The organism is Bacteriovorax sp. HI3 (assembly GCF_059738875.1).
The window spans coordinates 2,455,283-2,471,812 of the sequence record NZ_AP026946.1; the positions used below are offsets into that span (position 1 = coordinate 2,455,283).

At 40.0% G+C, this 16,530-nt stretch carries 23 protein-coding genes and 1 tRNA gene; 16 read left to right on the forward strand and 8 right to left on the reverse strand.

Annotated features, from left to right (window positions below):
- Positions 1-26: 26 nt before the first annotated feature.
- Positions 27-115 (forward strand) — tRNA-Leu (locus AC6JA8_RS12065).
- A gap of 72 nt (positions 116-187) precedes the next feature.
- Complete coding sequence (locus tag AC6JA8_RS12070; RefSeq protein WP_497974006.1) at positions 188-643, forward strand: hypothetical protein; 456 nt, start codon at positions 188-190, stop codon at positions 641-643.
- A gap of 22 nt (positions 644-665) precedes the next feature.
- Here AC6JA8_RS12070 and pdxR read toward each other — a convergent pair whose 3' ends face one another.
- A complete protein-coding gene (gene pdxR, locus AC6JA8_RS12075; RefSeq protein WP_497974007.1) occupies positions 666-2,075 on the reverse strand; it encodes a MocR-like pyridoxine biosynthesis transcription factor PdxR in 1,410 nt (469 codons plus the stop codon).
- A gap of 96 nt (positions 2,076-2,171) precedes the next feature.
- Here pdxR and AC6JA8_RS12080 point away from each other — a divergent pair, with 96 nt between their 5' ends.
- The 9 genes from AC6JA8_RS12080 to AC6JA8_RS12120 all read left to right on the forward strand — a co-directional run bounded on the left by AC6JA8_RS12080 (position 2,172) and on the right by AC6JA8_RS12120 (position 8,026).
- On the forward strand, positions 2,172-2,654 hold the full coding sequence (locus AC6JA8_RS12080; RefSeq protein WP_497974008.1) for a carboxymuconolactone decarboxylase family protein: 483 nt from the start codon (positions 2,172-2,174) through the stop codon (positions 2,652-2,654).
- Entirely contained in the window at positions 2,651-2,854 is a 204-nt protein-coding gene (locus AC6JA8_RS12085; protein WP_497974009.1) for an FAD-dependent oxidoreductase, read from the forward strand. Before AC6JA8_RS12080 ends, AC6JA8_RS12085 begins: the two co-directional genes overlap by 4 nt.
- Before the next feature lie 252 nt (positions 2,855-3,106).
- Complete coding sequence (locus AC6JA8_RS12090) at positions 3,107-3,553, forward strand: FAD-dependent oxidoreductase (RefSeq protein WP_497974010.1); 447 nt, start codon at positions 3,107-3,109, stop codon at positions 3,551-3,553.
- 93 nt (positions 3,554-3,646) lie between these two features.
- The gene (locus AC6JA8_RS12095) at positions 3,647-4,144 is read left to right on the forward strand and encodes a DUF421 domain-containing protein (protein WP_497974011.1); all 498 of its coding nucleotides are present in this window, start codon (positions 3,647-3,649) and stop codon (positions 4,142-4,144) included.
- A gap of 11 nt (positions 4,145-4,155) precedes the next feature.
- Entirely contained in the window at positions 4,156-4,530 is a 375-nt protein-coding gene (locus tag AC6JA8_RS12100; protein ID WP_497974012.1) for a hypothetical protein, read from the forward strand.
- A gap of 2 nt (positions 4,531-4,532) precedes the next feature.
- Entirely contained in the window at positions 4,533-5,180 is a 648-nt protein-coding gene (locus tag AC6JA8_RS12105) for a hypothetical protein (RefSeq protein ID WP_497974013.1), read from the forward strand.
- A gap of 13 nt (positions 5,181-5,193) precedes the next feature.
- Positions 5,194-5,880 carry a glutathione S-transferase family protein gene (locus AC6JA8_RS12110; protein ID WP_497974014.1) on the forward strand — a complete coding sequence of 229 codons (687 nt, stop codon included), beginning with the start codon at positions 5,194-5,196 and terminating at the stop codon, positions 5,878-5,880.
- A 126-nt stretch (positions 5,881-6,006) separates the two neighbouring features.
- On the forward strand, positions 6,007-6,798 hold the full coding sequence (locus tag AC6JA8_RS12115; RefSeq protein WP_497974015.1) for a hypothetical protein: 792 nt from the start codon (positions 6,007-6,009) through the stop codon (positions 6,796-6,798).
- A gap of 139 nt (positions 6,799-6,937) precedes the next feature.
- The gene (locus tag AC6JA8_RS12120; protein WP_497974016.1) at positions 6,938-8,026 is read left to right on the forward strand and encodes an ankyrin repeat domain-containing protein; all 1,089 of its coding nucleotides are present in this window, start codon (positions 6,938-6,940) and stop codon (positions 8,024-8,026) included.
- Positions 8,027-8,034: 8 nt separating this feature from the next.
- Here AC6JA8_RS12120 and AC6JA8_RS12125 read toward each other — a convergent pair whose 3' ends face one another.
- Both AC6JA8_RS12125 and AC6JA8_RS12130 read right to left on the reverse strand, forming a co-directional pair.
- A complete protein-coding gene (locus AC6JA8_RS12125; RefSeq protein WP_497974017.1) occupies positions 8,035-8,334 on the reverse strand; it encodes a TIGR03643 family protein in 300 nt (99 codons plus the stop codon).
- Positions 8,324-9,280 carry an NAD(P)/FAD-dependent oxidoreductase gene (locus AC6JA8_RS12130; RefSeq protein WP_497974018.1) on the reverse strand — a complete coding sequence of 319 codons (957 nt, stop codon included), beginning with the start codon at positions 9,278-9,280 and terminating at the stop codon, positions 8,324-8,326. Before AC6JA8_RS12130 ends, AC6JA8_RS12125 begins: the two co-directional genes overlap by 11 nt.
- 120 nt (positions 9,281-9,400) lie before the next feature.
- Here AC6JA8_RS12130 and AC6JA8_RS12135 point away from each other — a divergent pair, with 120 nt between their 5' ends.
- On the forward strand, positions 9,401-9,634 hold the full coding sequence (locus AC6JA8_RS12135) for a hypothetical protein (protein WP_491636444.1): 234 nt from the start codon (positions 9,401-9,403) through the stop codon (positions 9,632-9,634).
- Positions 9,635-9,642: 8 nt separating this feature from the next.
- Entirely contained in the window at positions 9,643-9,945 is a 303-nt protein-coding gene (locus AC6JA8_RS12140; RefSeq protein ID WP_102244072.1) for a helix-turn-helix domain-containing protein, read from the forward strand.
- 2 nt (positions 9,946-9,947) lie between these two features.
- On the opposite strand, the gene AC6JA8_RS12145 is transcribed toward AC6JA8_RS12140, so the two are convergent.
- Positions 9,948-10,829, reverse strand: coding sequence for a phospholipase A (locus tag AC6JA8_RS12145; RefSeq protein WP_497974019.1), 882 nt, complete (start codon positions 10,827-10,829; stop codon positions 9,948-9,950).
- A gap of 113 nt (positions 10,830-10,942) precedes the next feature.
- Here AC6JA8_RS12145 and AC6JA8_RS12150 point away from each other — a divergent pair, with 113 nt between their 5' ends.
- Positions 10,943-12,028 carry a Rieske 2Fe-2S domain-containing protein gene (locus tag AC6JA8_RS12150; protein ID WP_497974020.1) on the forward strand — a complete coding sequence of 362 codons (1,086 nt, stop codon included), beginning with the start codon at positions 10,943-10,945 and terminating at the stop codon, positions 12,026-12,028.
- Between the two features lie 27 nt (positions 12,029-12,055).
- Here the strand turns inward: AC6JA8_RS12150 and AC6JA8_RS12155 are convergent, their stop codons facing one another.
- The 4 genes from AC6JA8_RS12155 to AC6JA8_RS12170 all read right to left on the reverse strand — a co-directional run bounded on the left by AC6JA8_RS12155 (position 12,056) and on the right by AC6JA8_RS12170 (position 14,813).
- Complete coding sequence (locus tag AC6JA8_RS12155; protein WP_497974021.1) at positions 12,056-13,213, reverse strand: DnaA/Hda family protein; 1,158 nt, start codon at positions 13,211-13,213, stop codon at positions 12,056-12,058.
- 103 nt (positions 13,214-13,316) lie between these two features.
- On the reverse strand, positions 13,317-13,694 hold the full coding sequence (locus AC6JA8_RS12160; RefSeq protein WP_497974022.1) for an OsmC family protein: 378 nt from the start codon (positions 13,692-13,694) through the stop codon (positions 13,317-13,319).
- 21 nt (positions 13,695-13,715) lie between these two features.
- Positions 13,716-14,105: a hypothetical protein gene (locus AC6JA8_RS12165; protein WP_497974023.1), complete on the reverse strand. Its 390-nt coding sequence runs from the start codon at positions 14,103-14,105 to the stop codon at positions 13,716-13,718.
- Positions 14,106-14,114: 9 nt separating this feature from the next.
- A complete protein-coding gene (locus AC6JA8_RS12170) occupies positions 14,115-14,813 on the reverse strand; it encodes a pirin family protein (RefSeq protein WP_497974024.1) in 699 nt (232 codons plus the stop codon).
- 126 nt (positions 14,814-14,939) lie between these two features.
- Here AC6JA8_RS12170 and AC6JA8_RS12175 point away from each other — a divergent pair, with 126 nt between their 5' ends.
- Positions 14,940-15,830, forward strand: coding sequence for a LysR family transcriptional regulator (locus AC6JA8_RS12175; protein WP_497974025.1), 891 nt, complete (start codon positions 14,940-14,942; stop codon positions 15,828-15,830).
- 116 nt (positions 15,831-15,946) lie between these two features.
- Positions 15,947-16,507, forward strand: a complete 561-nt coding sequence (locus AC6JA8_RS12180; RefSeq protein WP_497974026.1) for a hypothetical protein — start codon at positions 15,947-15,949, stop codon at positions 16,505-16,507.
- Positions 16,508-16,530: the final 23 nt, after the last annotated feature.

Genomic DNA, 16,530 nt, shown 5'->3' on the forward strand with positions numbered 1-16,530 from the left:
ATGTTTTAAGAACTTACCTAATATGTGCCTGGGTGGTGGAATCGGTAGACACAGCAGATTTAAAATCTGCCGACCTTTACCGGTCGTACGAGTTCAAGTCTCGTCTCGGGCACCATTTTTTCTTATCTTTCATTATCCATAGATATTATTTTTTTTCAAAGTTATTCTGCTTCTGCTAAATTGAATCATGTCGTCTAAGATTCCATCGCTTTCTATACTAAAACTCCTCTCACAACGTTTTATTGATCACAAGATTAAGCACGCTCTCGGTGGCAGTGGGCTTCTTTATAGTTTAGGTCTTATTGAGAATGTGAAAGATTGGGATATCACCGTCGAGTCACCTCTCGAAGATGTCATTAAAGTTTTGGGAGATCTTAGTTACGAAAAAATTCCACACAATGACCAATTCAAATCTGACTACCTGATAAAAGTGATTCATGAGCAAACGGAAATCGATATCATCGGAAACTTTCGTGTAGTGCGCGAGGATGGGTTTTTGCATAAAGTTCCGGTTAAAATATCAGGGAAATGGAATGACATCCCGGTCGCTGATCCATATGAATGGATGCTTGCCTACAAATATATGCAAAGGGGTACCAAGGCATTGTTGCTAGAAAATTACCTAAAAAAACATAATCAATAATCTTAAACTTTTACAGAGAATATTATCTAATCTCAAGAAATTCATACGTTTTCTTTGATACACTTTTAAACGCTGATAAGGCCTCATCTTCTGACCTGATATTAGTGAAACCGATGACTAAACCAAACATCTTCTTTTTACCGCTAAACCATTTAGATAAGGGATAAACAAGGAGACCATTTTTTTGCCAAATGTCTGCGAGACCAACATCATCTGAGCCTTTTTCCAAATAAGCAATCAATTGCATTCCTCCGTCCGTAGTTTCGAGTTTAAAAACTCGAGGGAATGCTTTTTCAAGAGCACTGATAACAAATTTTCTTCTCTCTTGGTAAAGAACTCTCATCTTTTTAAGATGCCTGTAAAAATGTCCATCCTGGATAAAACTTGCTAGAATTTTTTGTGATATAAGCGGCTGACTTGTTTCGAAAATTTCCGAGGTTTCCATAAAATTTGAGACAGTCGCAGCAGGAACAACGATATAGCTTGTCCTAATCGCTGGCATGATTGTCTTACTAAAAGTTCCGATATAAATAACTCTGTCATTTACATCTAAACTCTTGAGCGCCGGAATCACTCTCTTGGTATAATGAAATTCTCCATCGTAATCATCTTCGATAATCCAAGATTTTCTAGCTGTGGCCCAGGCCAGTAACTCTTGTCTTCGAGACAAAGACAGCGATACCGTCAAAGGACTTTGATGAGTCGGTGCCGTTAAAACAAACTTCGCATCGGTATTGTATTTTTTAAAGTAATCTAAATTGAGCCCATTAGAATCAACCGGATTAAAATAAAGCTTATTAACAATTCTCTTTAATAATTTTAGCCCAAAAATATACCCAGGATCTTCAAACACCACTTTATCCGTTTTCTGAGCAAGCGTATGAAGAATTAAGGAAAGGCTATGTTTATATCCACTGGTGATGATAATTTGCTCTGGAGAACAACTAATCCCCCTCGAGACATTCACATAATTTGCAATGGCCTCCCTCAATGGACGATAACCTAGAACTGGTGGGTTTAATAAATCGGCAGCATCCATTTTCCGAACAACTCTACCAGAAATAAGAAGCCAGGTTTTATAGGGAAAATGATCTTGGGCCGGAATCCCTAATCTAAAGAGGCCTTTTAATTCGCGAAGCTTTACAATAGAAACAAGCTCTGGATCGTTTAAGCGATTAAGTTTTTCAGGAGAAGTCTCGCGAATGACAAGATCAGGATTTACAATCGTTCCTCTTGGACCCTTTGTGACCAAGTACCCTTCTCCAATAAGCATATCGTAAGCGGCCTCAACCGTTCTCTTTGCGACTTTAAGTTCCTCAGAAAGACTTCTGATAGAAGCAACCTTATCACCCGGTTTGAGAGAGCCATTCTGGATACTTTTCCTGACTCTATTATATATTCCCTTATACCCTAAATTGCCCTTCGACTGCATCTTAATGACCTACCTATTTTCCACATTTGTGTCACTTTTAAGTATGCCATAAAAAACTATACTGAGTACATGAAAACAATCTTTTAAGGAGATATTATGAATGCTCGTCTAAATCACTTTGAAACCGTTCCAGGGCTAATGAAGGAGCTTTTTGACTTAAGTATTGCTTCTTACAAATCATCAATTGACCATACGATCAAGAACCTGGTTGAAATCAGAGCTTCGCAAATTAACGGCTGTGCCTTCTGTCTTGATATCCATGTTAAGCAAGGAAAGATCGCAGGTGAAAAAGAGATCCGTATGTTTCATGTTCCTATCTGGCGTGACTCTCACCTTTTCACTGCAAAAGAAAAGGCGGCACTTGAACTTACTGAAGCCCTTACTCAACTCGGTAAACATGGCGTCTCAGATGAGATCTATGCAACAGTCAAAGAGCATTTCTCTGACACAGAAATTTCTGAGCTTACATTCGCCATCGGCCTCATCAACTTATGGAATAGAATCCAAATTCTTGCTCAAGCTGAAATCGGCTCTCGAGATGCCGCTCAAGGATTAGAAAAAGCTGGGTATAGTCTATGACAACTAACTATGATGTATTAATTATTGGCGGCGGCCCCGCTGGCCTTAGTGCTGCCATGGCCGTTGGCAGAATGGGAAGAACTGCGCTCATTTGTGATGATAATCGACCTAGGAATGCACCTTCACTTTCTTTGAACAACTTTCCCTCGCAGGATGGAATCCATCCTGCTGAGTGGAGAGAGAAAGTTAAAGCAGATTAAAAAAAATATAAAACAATCCAGCTGAATAACCAAACAGTCAAATCCATTCAAAAAAATGGTTCTTTTTTTGAAGCAATCGTTGGTGAAGAAAGTATTTATTCGCGAAAAATTATTCTTGCTCACGGCCTCATTGACCAGCTCCCCTCAATTAATGGGTTTAAAGAGTTATGGGGGAAATCTGTTTTACATTGTACTTTCTGCCATGGCCTTGAAGTAATGAATGAAAGACTTGGGCTCATTCTGAATTCGAAGATGGCGTATAACATTTTACCTTCAATTTACGGACTATCAAAAGATTTAACTGTCTTCACTGATGGATTTAATCTTGAACCTGAAATGAGAGAGAAAATTTTGAGAAAAAATGTCTTAATCGTTGAAACAAAAATTGAATCGCTTATCTACGATGGGTCCGTTTTAAAGAATGTTATGATGGAAAATGGTAAATCTATTGTTATAGACAGATTATTTATTGCACCAAAGCTTCCCTTTCTCATGAAATCAGATCTTGGTATAAAGCTGGGGAGCGAAGTAAACGAGTTTGGTATTTTTAAAGTTACAGACAGAAATGAAACCACTATTCCGGGAGTCTTTGCAGCTGGCGACGCTATGTCGATGGTACAAACTACACTTTTTGCAGTTGCCTCTGGAAATATGGCAGGAGCTGCTGCTATTTCGTCATTACTTAATGAAGAATTTTAATTCCAGCTCGGCCATTCACCGCTGGTATGAGAAGTGCTTATTTATTTGATTTTTTAACTGGAAAAAACTCTTTTTCTCTGTTTAAGTTAAGTCATGGATAAATTATTTCATCTAGACGTTCCTTTACTTGGTCTTTTTATCAGGGCCGTGTCCGTTTATATTTTTATTCTCTTTCTGCTCAGAGTGTCGGGAAAAAGGCAGATGGGTCAGATGAACGCCACGGAATTCGTGGCCGTTCTTTTAATCAGTAACGCTGTTCAAAATTCGATGAATGGTGGCGATAACTCTCTCATCGGTGGCCTCTTTCTGGCAAGTGTTCTCATTATTATGAGCACACTCATTGCCTACCTTACCTATAAAAGTAAAACCGCAAGTCACATTATTGAAGGGACACCTACGATTCTCATCCACAGAGGGAAAGTCGTTCCTCAAAACATCAGGAAGGAATTACTAAGTGAAGGTGAACTAAAAACTCTTCTGCGTAAACAAGGCTTTCACGATATCGCTGACATTGATGTGGCGATCCTAGAAGCTGATGGGAAACTGAGTATTACTGGAAAGAATTCTCTGAATAATGTACAACTCTCTTAGAGACTATAAGGATGATGGAATTATTTTGTTCAATTGGTAATGATTATGATTCATTCGAATCGATAGAGTTTAAGTCCGGAGCTCTTTTTTATAAAGCACGCGGCTCGCTAAGTTCCAAAACTGTAACAGTCTCAAAGGAGATCCTCACAAATCTCGACACAATATTGAATAATCATAAATGGCATAGTTTTATTGACCCGAGCATTGAGGCCAATCCAACTCCAGGAGAGCGCCATTACAAAACCCGGGAAATGTTCTTTTTGAAAGTGTCTCACTTAAGTTTAGAAATTAAGCTTTTTATTGATTCAATAAAAGAAGAGGCCATTCAAAAATTAGTCAACCTATTTCTTTCTCTCTTTCAAGAATTAAAAAAAGTGGTCTCTTAAATATGACAAATTTATGCCAGGATGCCTGTGCTGAATTCCACGCGCGAGGCTTCAAAAAAGACATTGATCCTCGCTCCCTTAAAGAAAGCTATAACATCGTTAAACAACCTGACGGGCAGTGGTTTAAGAGCACAAAGCCAAGTTTGCACGAGCAAGCTGTCCTGACTTTACTCGACCTAAGCAGTATGCCCGCTCTCAAAGAACTCACAGAACAAATCGACGAGATCGATAAAGAGATAAGAAAAGAAGGCGGTAGGGTTTTTATCAGTGAGTTTCTCGTCTATAAAATTAAAAAAGGGGCCCAAACTCCTCTCATTACTTTTGAAAATAATGAAAAAGTAGACGGTAAATACCGAAAGCTCTGCGATGAGATTATTGATCAGGGAATTGAAAGAGACCGTTATAGAACTGAAGAAACCTATATGCTCACCAGAACTTCTGGGAATGAATGGTCAGTGACGACCAGTCATGAAAACCATAGTGGTGCTAAAATTGTTTTAGACTTAAAGAAAATGCCAGAGCTAAAACTAGTCGCTTCTAAAATCAATAAGGCCGATTCCAAATTTCAAAGTAATGGTGGTCGAGTCTTCATCACCCCTACTCGCATTTACCGTTTAAACAATAAAATTGAAGTCATCTTAAAAATCTAAAAACAGGATACATATGTTCACTCTCTATATCGCTAACAAAAACTATTCTTCTTGGTCACTAAGGCCATGGCTTGTTTTAAAAGCATTCAATATCCCTTTTGAAGAAAAAATTATTCCTTTCCATGACCATAAGGCCTGGGATGAATACAAACAAATTGCCCCGAATCAAAAAGTGCCTTGCCTAAAAGACGAGCAAATTCTTGTTTGGGACTCTCTGGCCATCGTTGAATACCTGGCCGAAAGCTACCCCCATTCCAATCTCTGGCCACAAAACAAAGAGGCCCGCGCTTGGGCAAGAAGTGCATCTGCACAAATGCATTCGGGGTTTCAATCGCTAAGAAATATCTGTGGGATGAATTGTGGAGTGAGAGTTAAATTGAATGAAATAACTCCGGCACTACAAAGTGATTTAAATCAAATTGATGATCTTTGGTTGCAAGGACTAAGAAAATTCCAAGGTCCATTTTTAGCAGGTAAGCATTTTTCGGCAGTCGACGCTTTTTTCGCTCCAGTTGTTTTTAGAATTCAAACCTACAACCTCGCAGTAAGTGATGAAGCTAAACAATATGTGAACTTAATGCTTAGTTTGCCAGAAATGAAGGATTGGTACCACTCCGCTCTTGCTGAAAAATGGCGTGATGATCCACATGAAAAAGACGTTTTGAGCGTTGGTCAGATAACTCTGGATCATAGAAGTTAGGTTCAATCTGCTGTGGTCCTTGGCGGCCCAAATCTAAAATTAACAACTTCCCTCTCTGCCTTTCTGATAGGTGTGTATTAGTTATAGTAAAGAAAAATGCCTCCTAGATTGTGTTATAAATGAGGCATGGAAAAATACTGGTTCTTCATTCTCATTTTGCTGGGACAAGTGGCCCATGCTTCAGTAGACAAAGTCGACTATTTGAGAATTACCAAGGCCCTGGATTCAATCTATGCCGAGAGAATCCAAGAGCAAGGTGGTAACTTAAAATTTATCCTTTCCGAAAAACCGGCCGCTCCTAATGCTTATGCTGCTAAAAAAGCAGAAAACAGCTGGGAAATCACTGTTGTCTCCTCGTTTCTTTCATTGGAGCACCAGACAGTCCCTACTCTTGGAATGATTTTATGCCATGAAGTTGGTCATTTTTTGGGAGGCAAACCTTATGTTGTTGGCAAGCAGATGACACCGGCCGTCCGCGCCTGGGCCCCTAAGAAAATGTCAGCTGAAGGGCAGGCCGATTATTTTGCAACAAGTGAATGTATTAAAAAGCTCGCAGCAAAAATCCCGGATCTCTTTCTTAAGAACACAGGGCTTTTAAATCTTCCTTCGGCACAAGAATGTCAAAGATCTTATACGAACATGGAAGACGTAAAATTATGTAATGAAATCTTAACGGCATCTCATCAGACGATCCTGGTTTATCAGCAAATCCTAGAACAACTAAGCATTCCTTCAAGCTTCTTTGCAAAGACAGAAAATGCTGCCAGCGATAGGACACTTGATCTAGTAGGAGAATATCCCGAGCTGGATTGTAGATATGAGACATTCATCAAAGGAACACTTTGTTCAAGTTTAAATGTTAATGAGTGCGATGATTTAAAATGGAGCAGGCCTGCTTGCTGGTTTCATCCGGATTAAATTCCCATACTCGCTTAATTGTCTAATTCCTAAACACCTGTATTCGTCTCTATCGCCTAACCTGCTGATTTTCCACCTCATCATATTGGCATTTCACGTGCTATATCTTCTTCTATTTGAACCTTTAAAGGATATATTTATGCAAAATATGAAACGCCATTTTTCATTCCTTCTCGTCCTTGGATTTATCATTTCCGCTCCTGCCCATGCAGAAAGCTCAATGTTTGATTCAATCAACCAGAAGCTAAAAAAGATTTCAAAAGAGATTGCTAAAGAAGTGAAAGAAAAAATTGATATTTATTATGGCAACACTCCAGGCCCTGAGAAAAAACCAGAAGAACCACCCAAAAAAGCGGAAACCCAACCGCCAGTCGTCACACCTGATCCATTCGCTTCATGCAAAAAATTTTTAGGTTACATGTACGACACTAATTATGTAAAAGACACAAAAAAAGTTGCTACGATTTACCTCAACGCTGCTGTTGATGTCACTAATTTAAGTTACGACACAAAACCAAGCAAGGCCGAAATGGATGAGAGAAACAAGTGTGTGAAGCTTGCTCTTGAAACAGGTGCCGATCCTGATAGCAGCGGAAGAGATGAATCAACTTACTCGTTCAAATCCCCGCTCCCTCTTGTTCGCGCAGTAAGAAACAACAATAAAGAAGCGGTAAAAATTCTCCTTGAGTATAAAGCAAACCCAAACGTAGAAGACACTTCTCTTGGAAATGCCGTTCCTCTGATGAACACGGCCATTTATACCAACCAAGAAATCGCTGTTGATTTAATCAATGCAGGAATCGACTTAACAACTCCTCACCTCTTATGGATTGCGGCCGGAAACGCGGCCGACGAAGTTGTTGACCTCATTATTCAAAGTAAACAAATCCCTGTTAACCAACTCAACAAGTTTACCGACTTCTCCGATGAAGAAGGCGAAACAGCACTTGATTCATCTGAAAGCCGTCTTTTCTCTCTTCTTAAGTATAAAAAGAAAATAGCGGCCAATCCAAAAATGTCAGTGCAAGATAAAATCATTGAGGCCAATGGTGTCCTCTACTACAATTACCCGCTGATCCCTCAACTAAAAATGTCTTCAGGTGACCCGGATGCATTCATGAATGACCTACAAAAACGCCAGGAGCGTGTAAGCGAGCTTCTAAAGGCCGCTGGTGGAGTTTGCCAGGAAGATAATTGTGGAATTCTAGATTTTGAAATGGACCGCTAAAAGATTATTTACTTATACCCTTTAGTGCTTCCATCCATATTCTGGCGTGAACATTTAAAACGCGTGATCCCCTCTGGCCTGGTCTTCAAATGCTTGAGGTGGCCTAAATTATTAGCGCGCACTCGCCAGCGCTTAAAGTCTCTGAGAGAAAGCATCTTTCTCATACATTTGACGGCTTCATTTGGAGTTAGGTTATATTGATGGAAGATCGCCTCAAAGGGCGTTCTATCTTCCCAGCACATGCGAATAAGTCTGTCTCGCTCTTCTGTGCTCAGTGATTCTAAAACACTCTCAATTTTATTTCTCATCAGCTTCTCCAAGAAGATGGCGGCATAGAGACTCCGAAGACCTGACGGCGCCACCAAGACTACTTCCACCGAAAGCATCTCCTGCGAGATAAAGCTTTGGAGCGATTTCAAAAAAATAATCTTTGAGCTGCTTTTCAGGACGACAATATCGCCATTTTTTAAGCTCAGCATTTTTTATTTTAGCTTCAGGATAACTCGTCTTTAAGACAGTCAGGATTTTTTCGAGAACTACGGCTTCTTCATTTTCAAATTCTTTCTCTGAAAATAAGGCCGACATCGTTACCGTAAGCGCAGGAATTGGGCTTACTCCTTTTTGATACTGGTCACTGATAGAGAAGAAATCCCCTTCTTGGAATTCAACATAACCATTTTTTAATGAAAACGGCCCTTCAAGAGTCACCAAGGCAATAAGAGCTTTTGTATAAGTGATCCCTTGAAGTTCATTCCACTGATCGGGATTAAGAAACTTTTCTTTTTCCACATGACCTAAAAGTTTTATGGTTTGTGGAATAGGTGAAGTGATAATTAAATGACGGGCCTGCCATTCCTCGTTTTTTTTTGATAAAAGCTTCCAAAATCCATTTTCAAAATGAATACTTTGGACTTCTTTTTCCAGGGAAATAGTCAGTCCTTCACCTAGTTTTTTTGCAAGCGTGGTCATCCCCGCTTTCCCACACCAATGATCCCCTTCATCTGATAAAAACCAGTGTTGGTTGACATCCTGATCTCTCCAATAGTCATGGTGGGAGAAGAGATCGACTTTTTTCCTATAAAATTGGGCCCCATGATCAAATCGGGCATCCAGAGTTCTTCTGGTGGCCATTCTGCCGCCTAAACCTCGGGACTTTTCAAGGATCAACACCTCTCCCAGGTTTTGGGCCACAAGTTTTTTTGCAGTATTTAGGCCACTTAGACCGGCCCCGATGATAATATAATCTTTTTTCATAACCTAAATATAAAACAAAAGACCAAAAGAACAATTAGACAACGCTTAGAGGTTCAAGGGTGTCAAACGATAAATCCTGTGTTATAAAGCCCCCCTCAATCACTATTAAAGGTAAAAACGATGAGCAACAGAGACATTTACAAAGACGAATTTGGCCAATACCACGAGGTCGAAGAAGAGCAAGAAGAGACTCTTGATGGGCCGGAAGATGATGAACAGGATTACTACGAAGAAGACGCTGAAGAATCAGATGACTTTTTTGATTCGGCCGAAGATGAAGATAGCGACTATTATGATGAAGACGAAGAATATGCCAACGGAAGCGGCAATGACTACGATGTCGACGAAGACTAGGAATTAAAATGAAACACAATCCAATGATCGGTAAACATGTTCACAACAACCGTGAAAGCAAAGAAGGACAAATCCTGCGTTTCGTACGCGAGGTTCGCAAACTTTCTTTAACTGATGTAGCGGTTAAAATTCAATTGAAGGCCATGGATATTGACCATTATGAGAATGGAAGACGATTCTATACTCCCGAAGAAATTGATATGTTCTTAAACCTCTATCAATTTAAAAAGGAGGACTTCGAGCATCTCCTGAGTTTAAAAGTTGTGACTAAGCAGATTGTTAATCACTACATGATCAATCACAAGTCTTAGCTCTATTCGATCACTTTATCGATAAAACTATCTAAAACGACCCCTGCCCCATATCTTTGCGTATAACGATTATATTCAATTAACGAGTGTCCATAACCAGACTGGACACTCACATACCACCTTAAATTATCTTTCCATGGGTAAGAATATTTTAAATCTGTACTCAGATAACGAGCGGCCAGAGGAACTTTTAGTGAAAGTGTATGCTTTCCTAAATTTTTAATAATTTCGAGTCTGCCGTACCCCATGAACTCTTGGATCTTTCTATTTTCGTCTTCATTTCTTTTCTCTGGAATGCGATACCATCCTATCGCAATAAACTTAAAACCATATCCTTGCATAAACATACGTCCATAAAGCCTATTCCAGCTGCGCGAGATGATTTGAATCTGTCCATTGGACTGATGAACAAAACCAATGTCTGCGGCCATTAAGTCAACACCAGCAAACTCGCTGGTTGAGGGGTCTATGTAGCGCAGGAAAATTTCCGGCATATAGTTCGTTTCTCTAAATGGCCTAGAGTACTCTTTGTTATAAAGCTGCCACCAGGCATGGTGAGTGTAAGCGACGTTTAAGTCAAAATTAGATTTGAAAATCCTGTTTTGAATCGGAATCATGAAACTGATCTGAAATTCTGTTTCTTCTTTTTTATAAAACTTAGCGTTCTTCTGATTCATTGTGCTTTTGATACCTGAGTAAAGATCTTCATGGGGCTTGGTATTGTAGACAATCGGCAAAAGAAAGGTGCCGTTATGAGGCAAAAGAACATACTTCGTTGCTAAAAGCTTAAAATAGCCTTCCTTCTCTTTTGCAAGAGGATCAGGAAGCTCCTGCGAAAAAACAGAACTGCTTAGTAACAAAACGAAAAAAAGTATAGTTTTCATATATTCTTTATTATCCATACTAATTAATTTTTATCAAAACTATTCATCACCCAAACGCCTCCTTTTTCTGGTACAATCAGACAGACATTCAATCATACTTAGGAACTTTGGCAATGAATCAAGAAAATACATCTTCAGAATGGACTTTAATCGGTAAAACCGAAGACCTTATTCGTGAACTTGAAACTCGCGGATTAAAGGAACTTGAATTTGACAAAAAGAAAGTCGTACTTACTTTTCATGACGGGGCCTTCGGCGCTCTCAACAATAAATGCAATCATATGGGTGGGCCACTTTCGCGTGGAAGATTAAAAAAAGGATGCATCGAATGCCCATGGCACTATTGGGAGTTCAATCACAAAACAGGTGAAAGTATTTCTGGCTCAGCTGAACCTCTCTCATCTAATCCTGGTGCCGTTCCTACATTTCCTTTGAAAATTGAAAATGGGCAACTCTATATCAGCATCCCTGGCGAAACCAAACGCGTCCAAGCAGTTTATAATTCTGGCATCATGAATCTTAGCCGAGAGCCAAAACGCGAAGAAGGAAAAATTAGAGTCCTGGGGATTTCAACAACAGCGATGGATAAAAATCATCCACGCTTTTCAACTTCTGAAGAGCTTCTTAACTCTGCTTTAAAGAGTGCTGCTAAAAATCTTGATGTCGAAACACGCTTGATTAAACTCTCTGACTTAAACTTCAGGCACTGCGAAGGCTTTTACTCAAAATCAGAAAAGGCCTGCACATGGCCTTGCTCGATTACGAAGATGGACCCAACAGATGAAATGGCCCAAATTTATGAAGGCATGGTTCATTGGGCCGATGTCGTTATCGTTTCTTCGCCTATTCGCTGGGGAAATGCCAGCTCACTTTATTACAAGATGGCAGAAAGGCTCAATAGCGTTCAAAACCAGATCACACTCAAAGACCGCGTCCTGATTCAAAACAAAGTTGTAGGAATGATCATTACTGGTGGGCAGGATAATATCCAGTCTGTGGCCGGGCAGATGCTTAACTTTTTTGGAGAGCTTGGGTTTATGGCCCCTCCGTTTCCTTATGTAGGACACTCATTAGGATGGTCTTCTGAGGCGATGGAGCAGAATATGGATTATGTGCGAGATAGCGAGTATCTGCATACGCAGTCTTATGAATTGATTGAAAGAACGGTTGAGTTATCTAAAAAATTAGTTCAACTATAGTTTTTATAAAAAACATTTTAGAATCTATTAAGCTGGAGTCGAGATCAGTCCTTCAATTTTAGTCCTGATTTTTGGATCTTCATTTAACTGCTTTTTGATTCTCGCCACAGCGTACATAACGGAAGTATGGTCTCGGCTAAAGAATTCTCCAACTTTCATTAAACTCAATTCCATTTTTTCTTTCAGGATATACATCGCCACATGACGGGCCTCTGCAACGGCCATCGTTCTTTTTCCCGACAGAAGATCTTTTCGACTTACGCCAAAACTCTCCCCGACCGCATCCAGGATAAAATCAAAGTCACATGACTGCTGAATCGCCTTCTTATCTTTGACTTCTTCTAAGGCCAATTCCATCGTGATCTTTTGGCCCTTAATCTCTTCAGAGCTCTTAAATTTATAGAGAAGACTTTCAATCCCGTACACGTTCGTGCCTGTTTGTTGTGACACCAGCTTTTTCACATTTTCAGGAAGTGCAAGTTCGAGATCGCGGCTTCTTTGCTCGACAATTTCCAGCGCCAATTCACTATCAAGTTCATCAATGTGATGAATCAGTGCTGAAGAGAGCTTTCTTTTTAAACGCTCTTCACAATTCACTAAATTTTTAGGAAGTTTCGAACCAGCAATGATCATTTTGATCTTTTTTGCCTGAACATAATCAATTAACTGGCAAAAGGCCTTTTGCATATCAGGCTTCCCTTCTACATCTTCCACATCATCAATAAGTAAGGTCTCTACATTTTTCCCAGATATATCTGAAGGCAATGTAAGGGCAGAACTGAAATAAAAAGATTTTTTGAGTTTCACCATCTCATTGGCACAAGCATGTAAAAGATGCGTTTTTCCTAGACCACTGTCGGCCTTTAGGAAAACCATTCCAAAATCATTTCGTTCATTTTGAATAAATCTTTTAATGGCCAAAAAAGCAAACTGATTAGACTTCCCTACGCAAAAGCGAGAGAAGCTTTTTTCACTGTTAACATTTCCATGAAAATAGATGAGAGAAGCGACTTTAGGAGGATTCAAAACAGGCCTAGGTGCTTTCGTTTCTTTAACCTTTGCCTTCGCTTCAATTTCAGGAAGAGCAAACTCAGAAATAAAACTTAAAAGATCGAGTTGCTGTGGATCTTCCGCAGCCGCTGATAATATCTGTAGTTTTCTGCTTGTCGCTCTATTTGAAGTCATGTGATCCCAGTGTCATTTTAAATTCGCTTGTGAGTTTAAGGACAAAACTCAAAAGGTCAAACGAATTAAAACAACAATGGAATCTCAAAAGAAATGAAAAAAATTATTTGATCACTGTCTCGATTTTAATCTGACTCTGCATCAGCTTGTGAATCGGGCATTTCTCTGCGATTTCTGCCAGGCGAGCTCTCTCTTCTTCATTCAAATCACCAACAAATAAGATTTCACGAGTGAGCACACTCTCAGGGCCTTCTTTCACAATCTTTACGTCGACATTCGCCGATTCAAGCTTGATCCCCTTTCTCTTAGCGTACATCTGTACCGTCAGAATCGTGCAGGCCGATAGTGACGCCTCAAAAATTTCATGAGGGGTTGGCCCCTCGTCTTTTCCACCTAAAGTTGTCGGCAGTCCAGAGATAATATCATGCCCTCTTGCCGTCATCTGCGCTACTAATTCTTCTTTTCTCACTCCAGTAATCATATAAGCTCCCTACTTTTTGCTTTAAACACTTTCCTTTAAAAACCCATTCAACTCATTTTTAAGATTTGAATGGAACATAATAAATGCCGGGTCCTGCCCCAGGTGATGATTGTATCTGCTCACCACACTCGAGGCCGGGTCTTTTAATAAAAACTCAACCTTCTGAGCAATGGTCTTCATCTCCTCTTCAGTCATTTCTTCTTCTGAATCGGCCAGGGCATCAATCTCTGCAATTAAAGCAGAAAAAGGCTGAAGCCAGGCAAAGCCCTTGTCTTGAGTGAGCATCATCACAAACTCAAACGAAGAAATCTTTTTTTCAAAATAAGCTTCCGCTTGGTTTTTTTCATTCTCCAGGAAACGCTTATGGACATCCATAAGCGCCTGGCTAAGTTTTTTTAATTTAACTTTCATATATCTTCCTTATGGCAGATCGAAGACGATGAACTCTGAGCCTTTCGACCATTCAAGTTTCATCACATCTACGTTATCGATCGCCGCTCCGTCTCCGTTTGTTAAAGTTGCACCTTCGACTTTCACATCTCCCTTAATGACTTGCACCCATGTGTGACGGTGAGGATAAGTTTTGAAAATCTTTTCTCCCATATCCTGGGCCTTCACCACATACATATCTACATCTTGGTTAATTGTGATTGAGCCATTTCTTCCATTTTTAGAAGCGACTAAAACCATATCGCTACAACCAAAGTCATTAGCAAAAGATTTTTGTGCATACCCAGGCTCTACTCCAGCTTTCTCTGGAAGAATCCAGATTTGTAGGAAGTGAGTCTGCTTATCTTGTAAATGATTGTACTCAGAGTGTCTTACACCAGTACCTGCACTCATTCTTTGCACTTCACCTGGCATAATCACTGCTTTTGTTCCCATTGAGTCTCTGTGCTCAAGGGCCCCATCAATGACATACGAGATGATTTCCATATCTCTGTGCCCGTGAGTATCAAAACCTGTTCCGCCATCGATGCGGTCTTCGTTAATAACTCTTAGAGCGCTATAACCCATGTGTTTTGGATCGTAGTAACCAGCGAATGAAAATGTGTGGTTTGAGTGAAGCCATCCGTGTTCTGCGTTTCCTCTTTCGTTTGCTTTTCTTAGTGTGATCATATGTTTCTCCTTTTTTTAAAGTTGTTTGCCTCTTTACACCCTAAGAATACTCCTAACTCATGATAATTAATAATATTCATTTACTATCAACTTGATCTGAATTTTGGATCATGTTATAAGAATATTATGAACTTAGAACAACTTGAGACCGTCTTGGCCATTATCGATAAAGGAAGCTTTAGGGCAGCTGCCGAGCACTTGCACCGCTCACAACCTGCTTTGAGTGCCAGTATTAAAAATCTGGAAGAAGAATTTGGAATTCAAATTTTTGATCGTAGTGAGTACAGGCCCAAACTCACTGAAGTCGGTTCAGTCTTTATTAACTCTGCCAGAAAAACATTAGAAGCGTCTTACGAAACAGCCAAGATTGCTAAAGAGCTTGGACAAAATAAGGCAGAGACGAAACTAAAAGTCGCACTCGATCCTCTCGTTCCTATTGAGGCCATTGAAATTATCGCCCATGAATGTTCGCGCCCAGTGATTCCTGTCGTTCTCATTATGGAAAAAACAGTTTTACATGGAAGTCATAGTCTGGTGATCGAAGGAAAAGTCGATCTTGCGCTGGCCCCTTGCCCTTTTGATGAAGAGAGAATTGAAAAGATAACGATTGAAACAGTCTCTCTCGTTGGAGCTGTCTCGAGAAAATTGCTTCAGGAAAAAAGAAAGCCTGATGCTGATTTTTTAAAAACTCATCCTCAGATCTTTGTTTACAACAAAGATACCGACGAAAGAAAAGATGAACTCACTCCCGATCCTTTATACGATGGTGGAGGGCCAAAAATTTACGTGCCCGATCACTCTACTAAGCTTCGCCTGATCTGCAACGGCTTAGGTTGGGGACGAATTTCTCAGAGTGAATTTGAACAGGAAAAGGATTTGGTCTTAATTGATAAAAAAATCTGCAGACCTTATGAATTAGAACTTTGTTTAATGAAGCCAAGGCTTCGCCCTATTGGCCCTATTGCCAGAAGGATTTGGGCAATCTTTGAGAAAAAACACCGCCTTCAAAATAAATAAACCAAGCACGTCAGTCAGAATTAAGGCAGAAATTGATTCATCAATCCCTCCCATAAATCTATGTTAAAATTTTCAAAGATTTAGTATCGCTTGCCCAGGAGGGGCCGTAGATGAATATGAAGACGAAGACGAAAGCCACTTATAAAATTCTTGCCCTTGCTCTCATCGCTCTTTCTGCCAACGAAGCCTCGGCCAAAATGTTCTTTGAACCACACGGAGCTTTTATCGTCAGCGGCTCAAGCGATGAATCTGGAAGTCAGAAATACACAGGACCAATGTATGGTGCAAAATTTGGTTACTATGAAAAAGAATTCGGCCTAAACTACGGAGTCGACATCACTCGTACCTCTTACACTTATGCCAGTGACACTGTGGCCTCGACGACTTTCACTCGCAATGATTTTGGTGTTTTTCTTGGATACAACTCACAGAATTACTACAGACTATGGGCCGCTGGTTACTACACCAGCACATCTTATGGTTCGGATTCAAGTCTAAGAGGGCAAACATATGAATTTGGTTTTGGTTATAAGGTTTCGCCAAAGGTAAGTCTTAACGCCTACTACCGTATGCCTACATTTACGAAAGCAAAGATCAACGGCACGTCAACCGACCTGAATCCAAAACAGGCCAATGCAGAAATCGCTCTGGGTGTGAGTTTTCCTCTCGAATTATAGTCTTTCAAGCAAAACTCCATTGA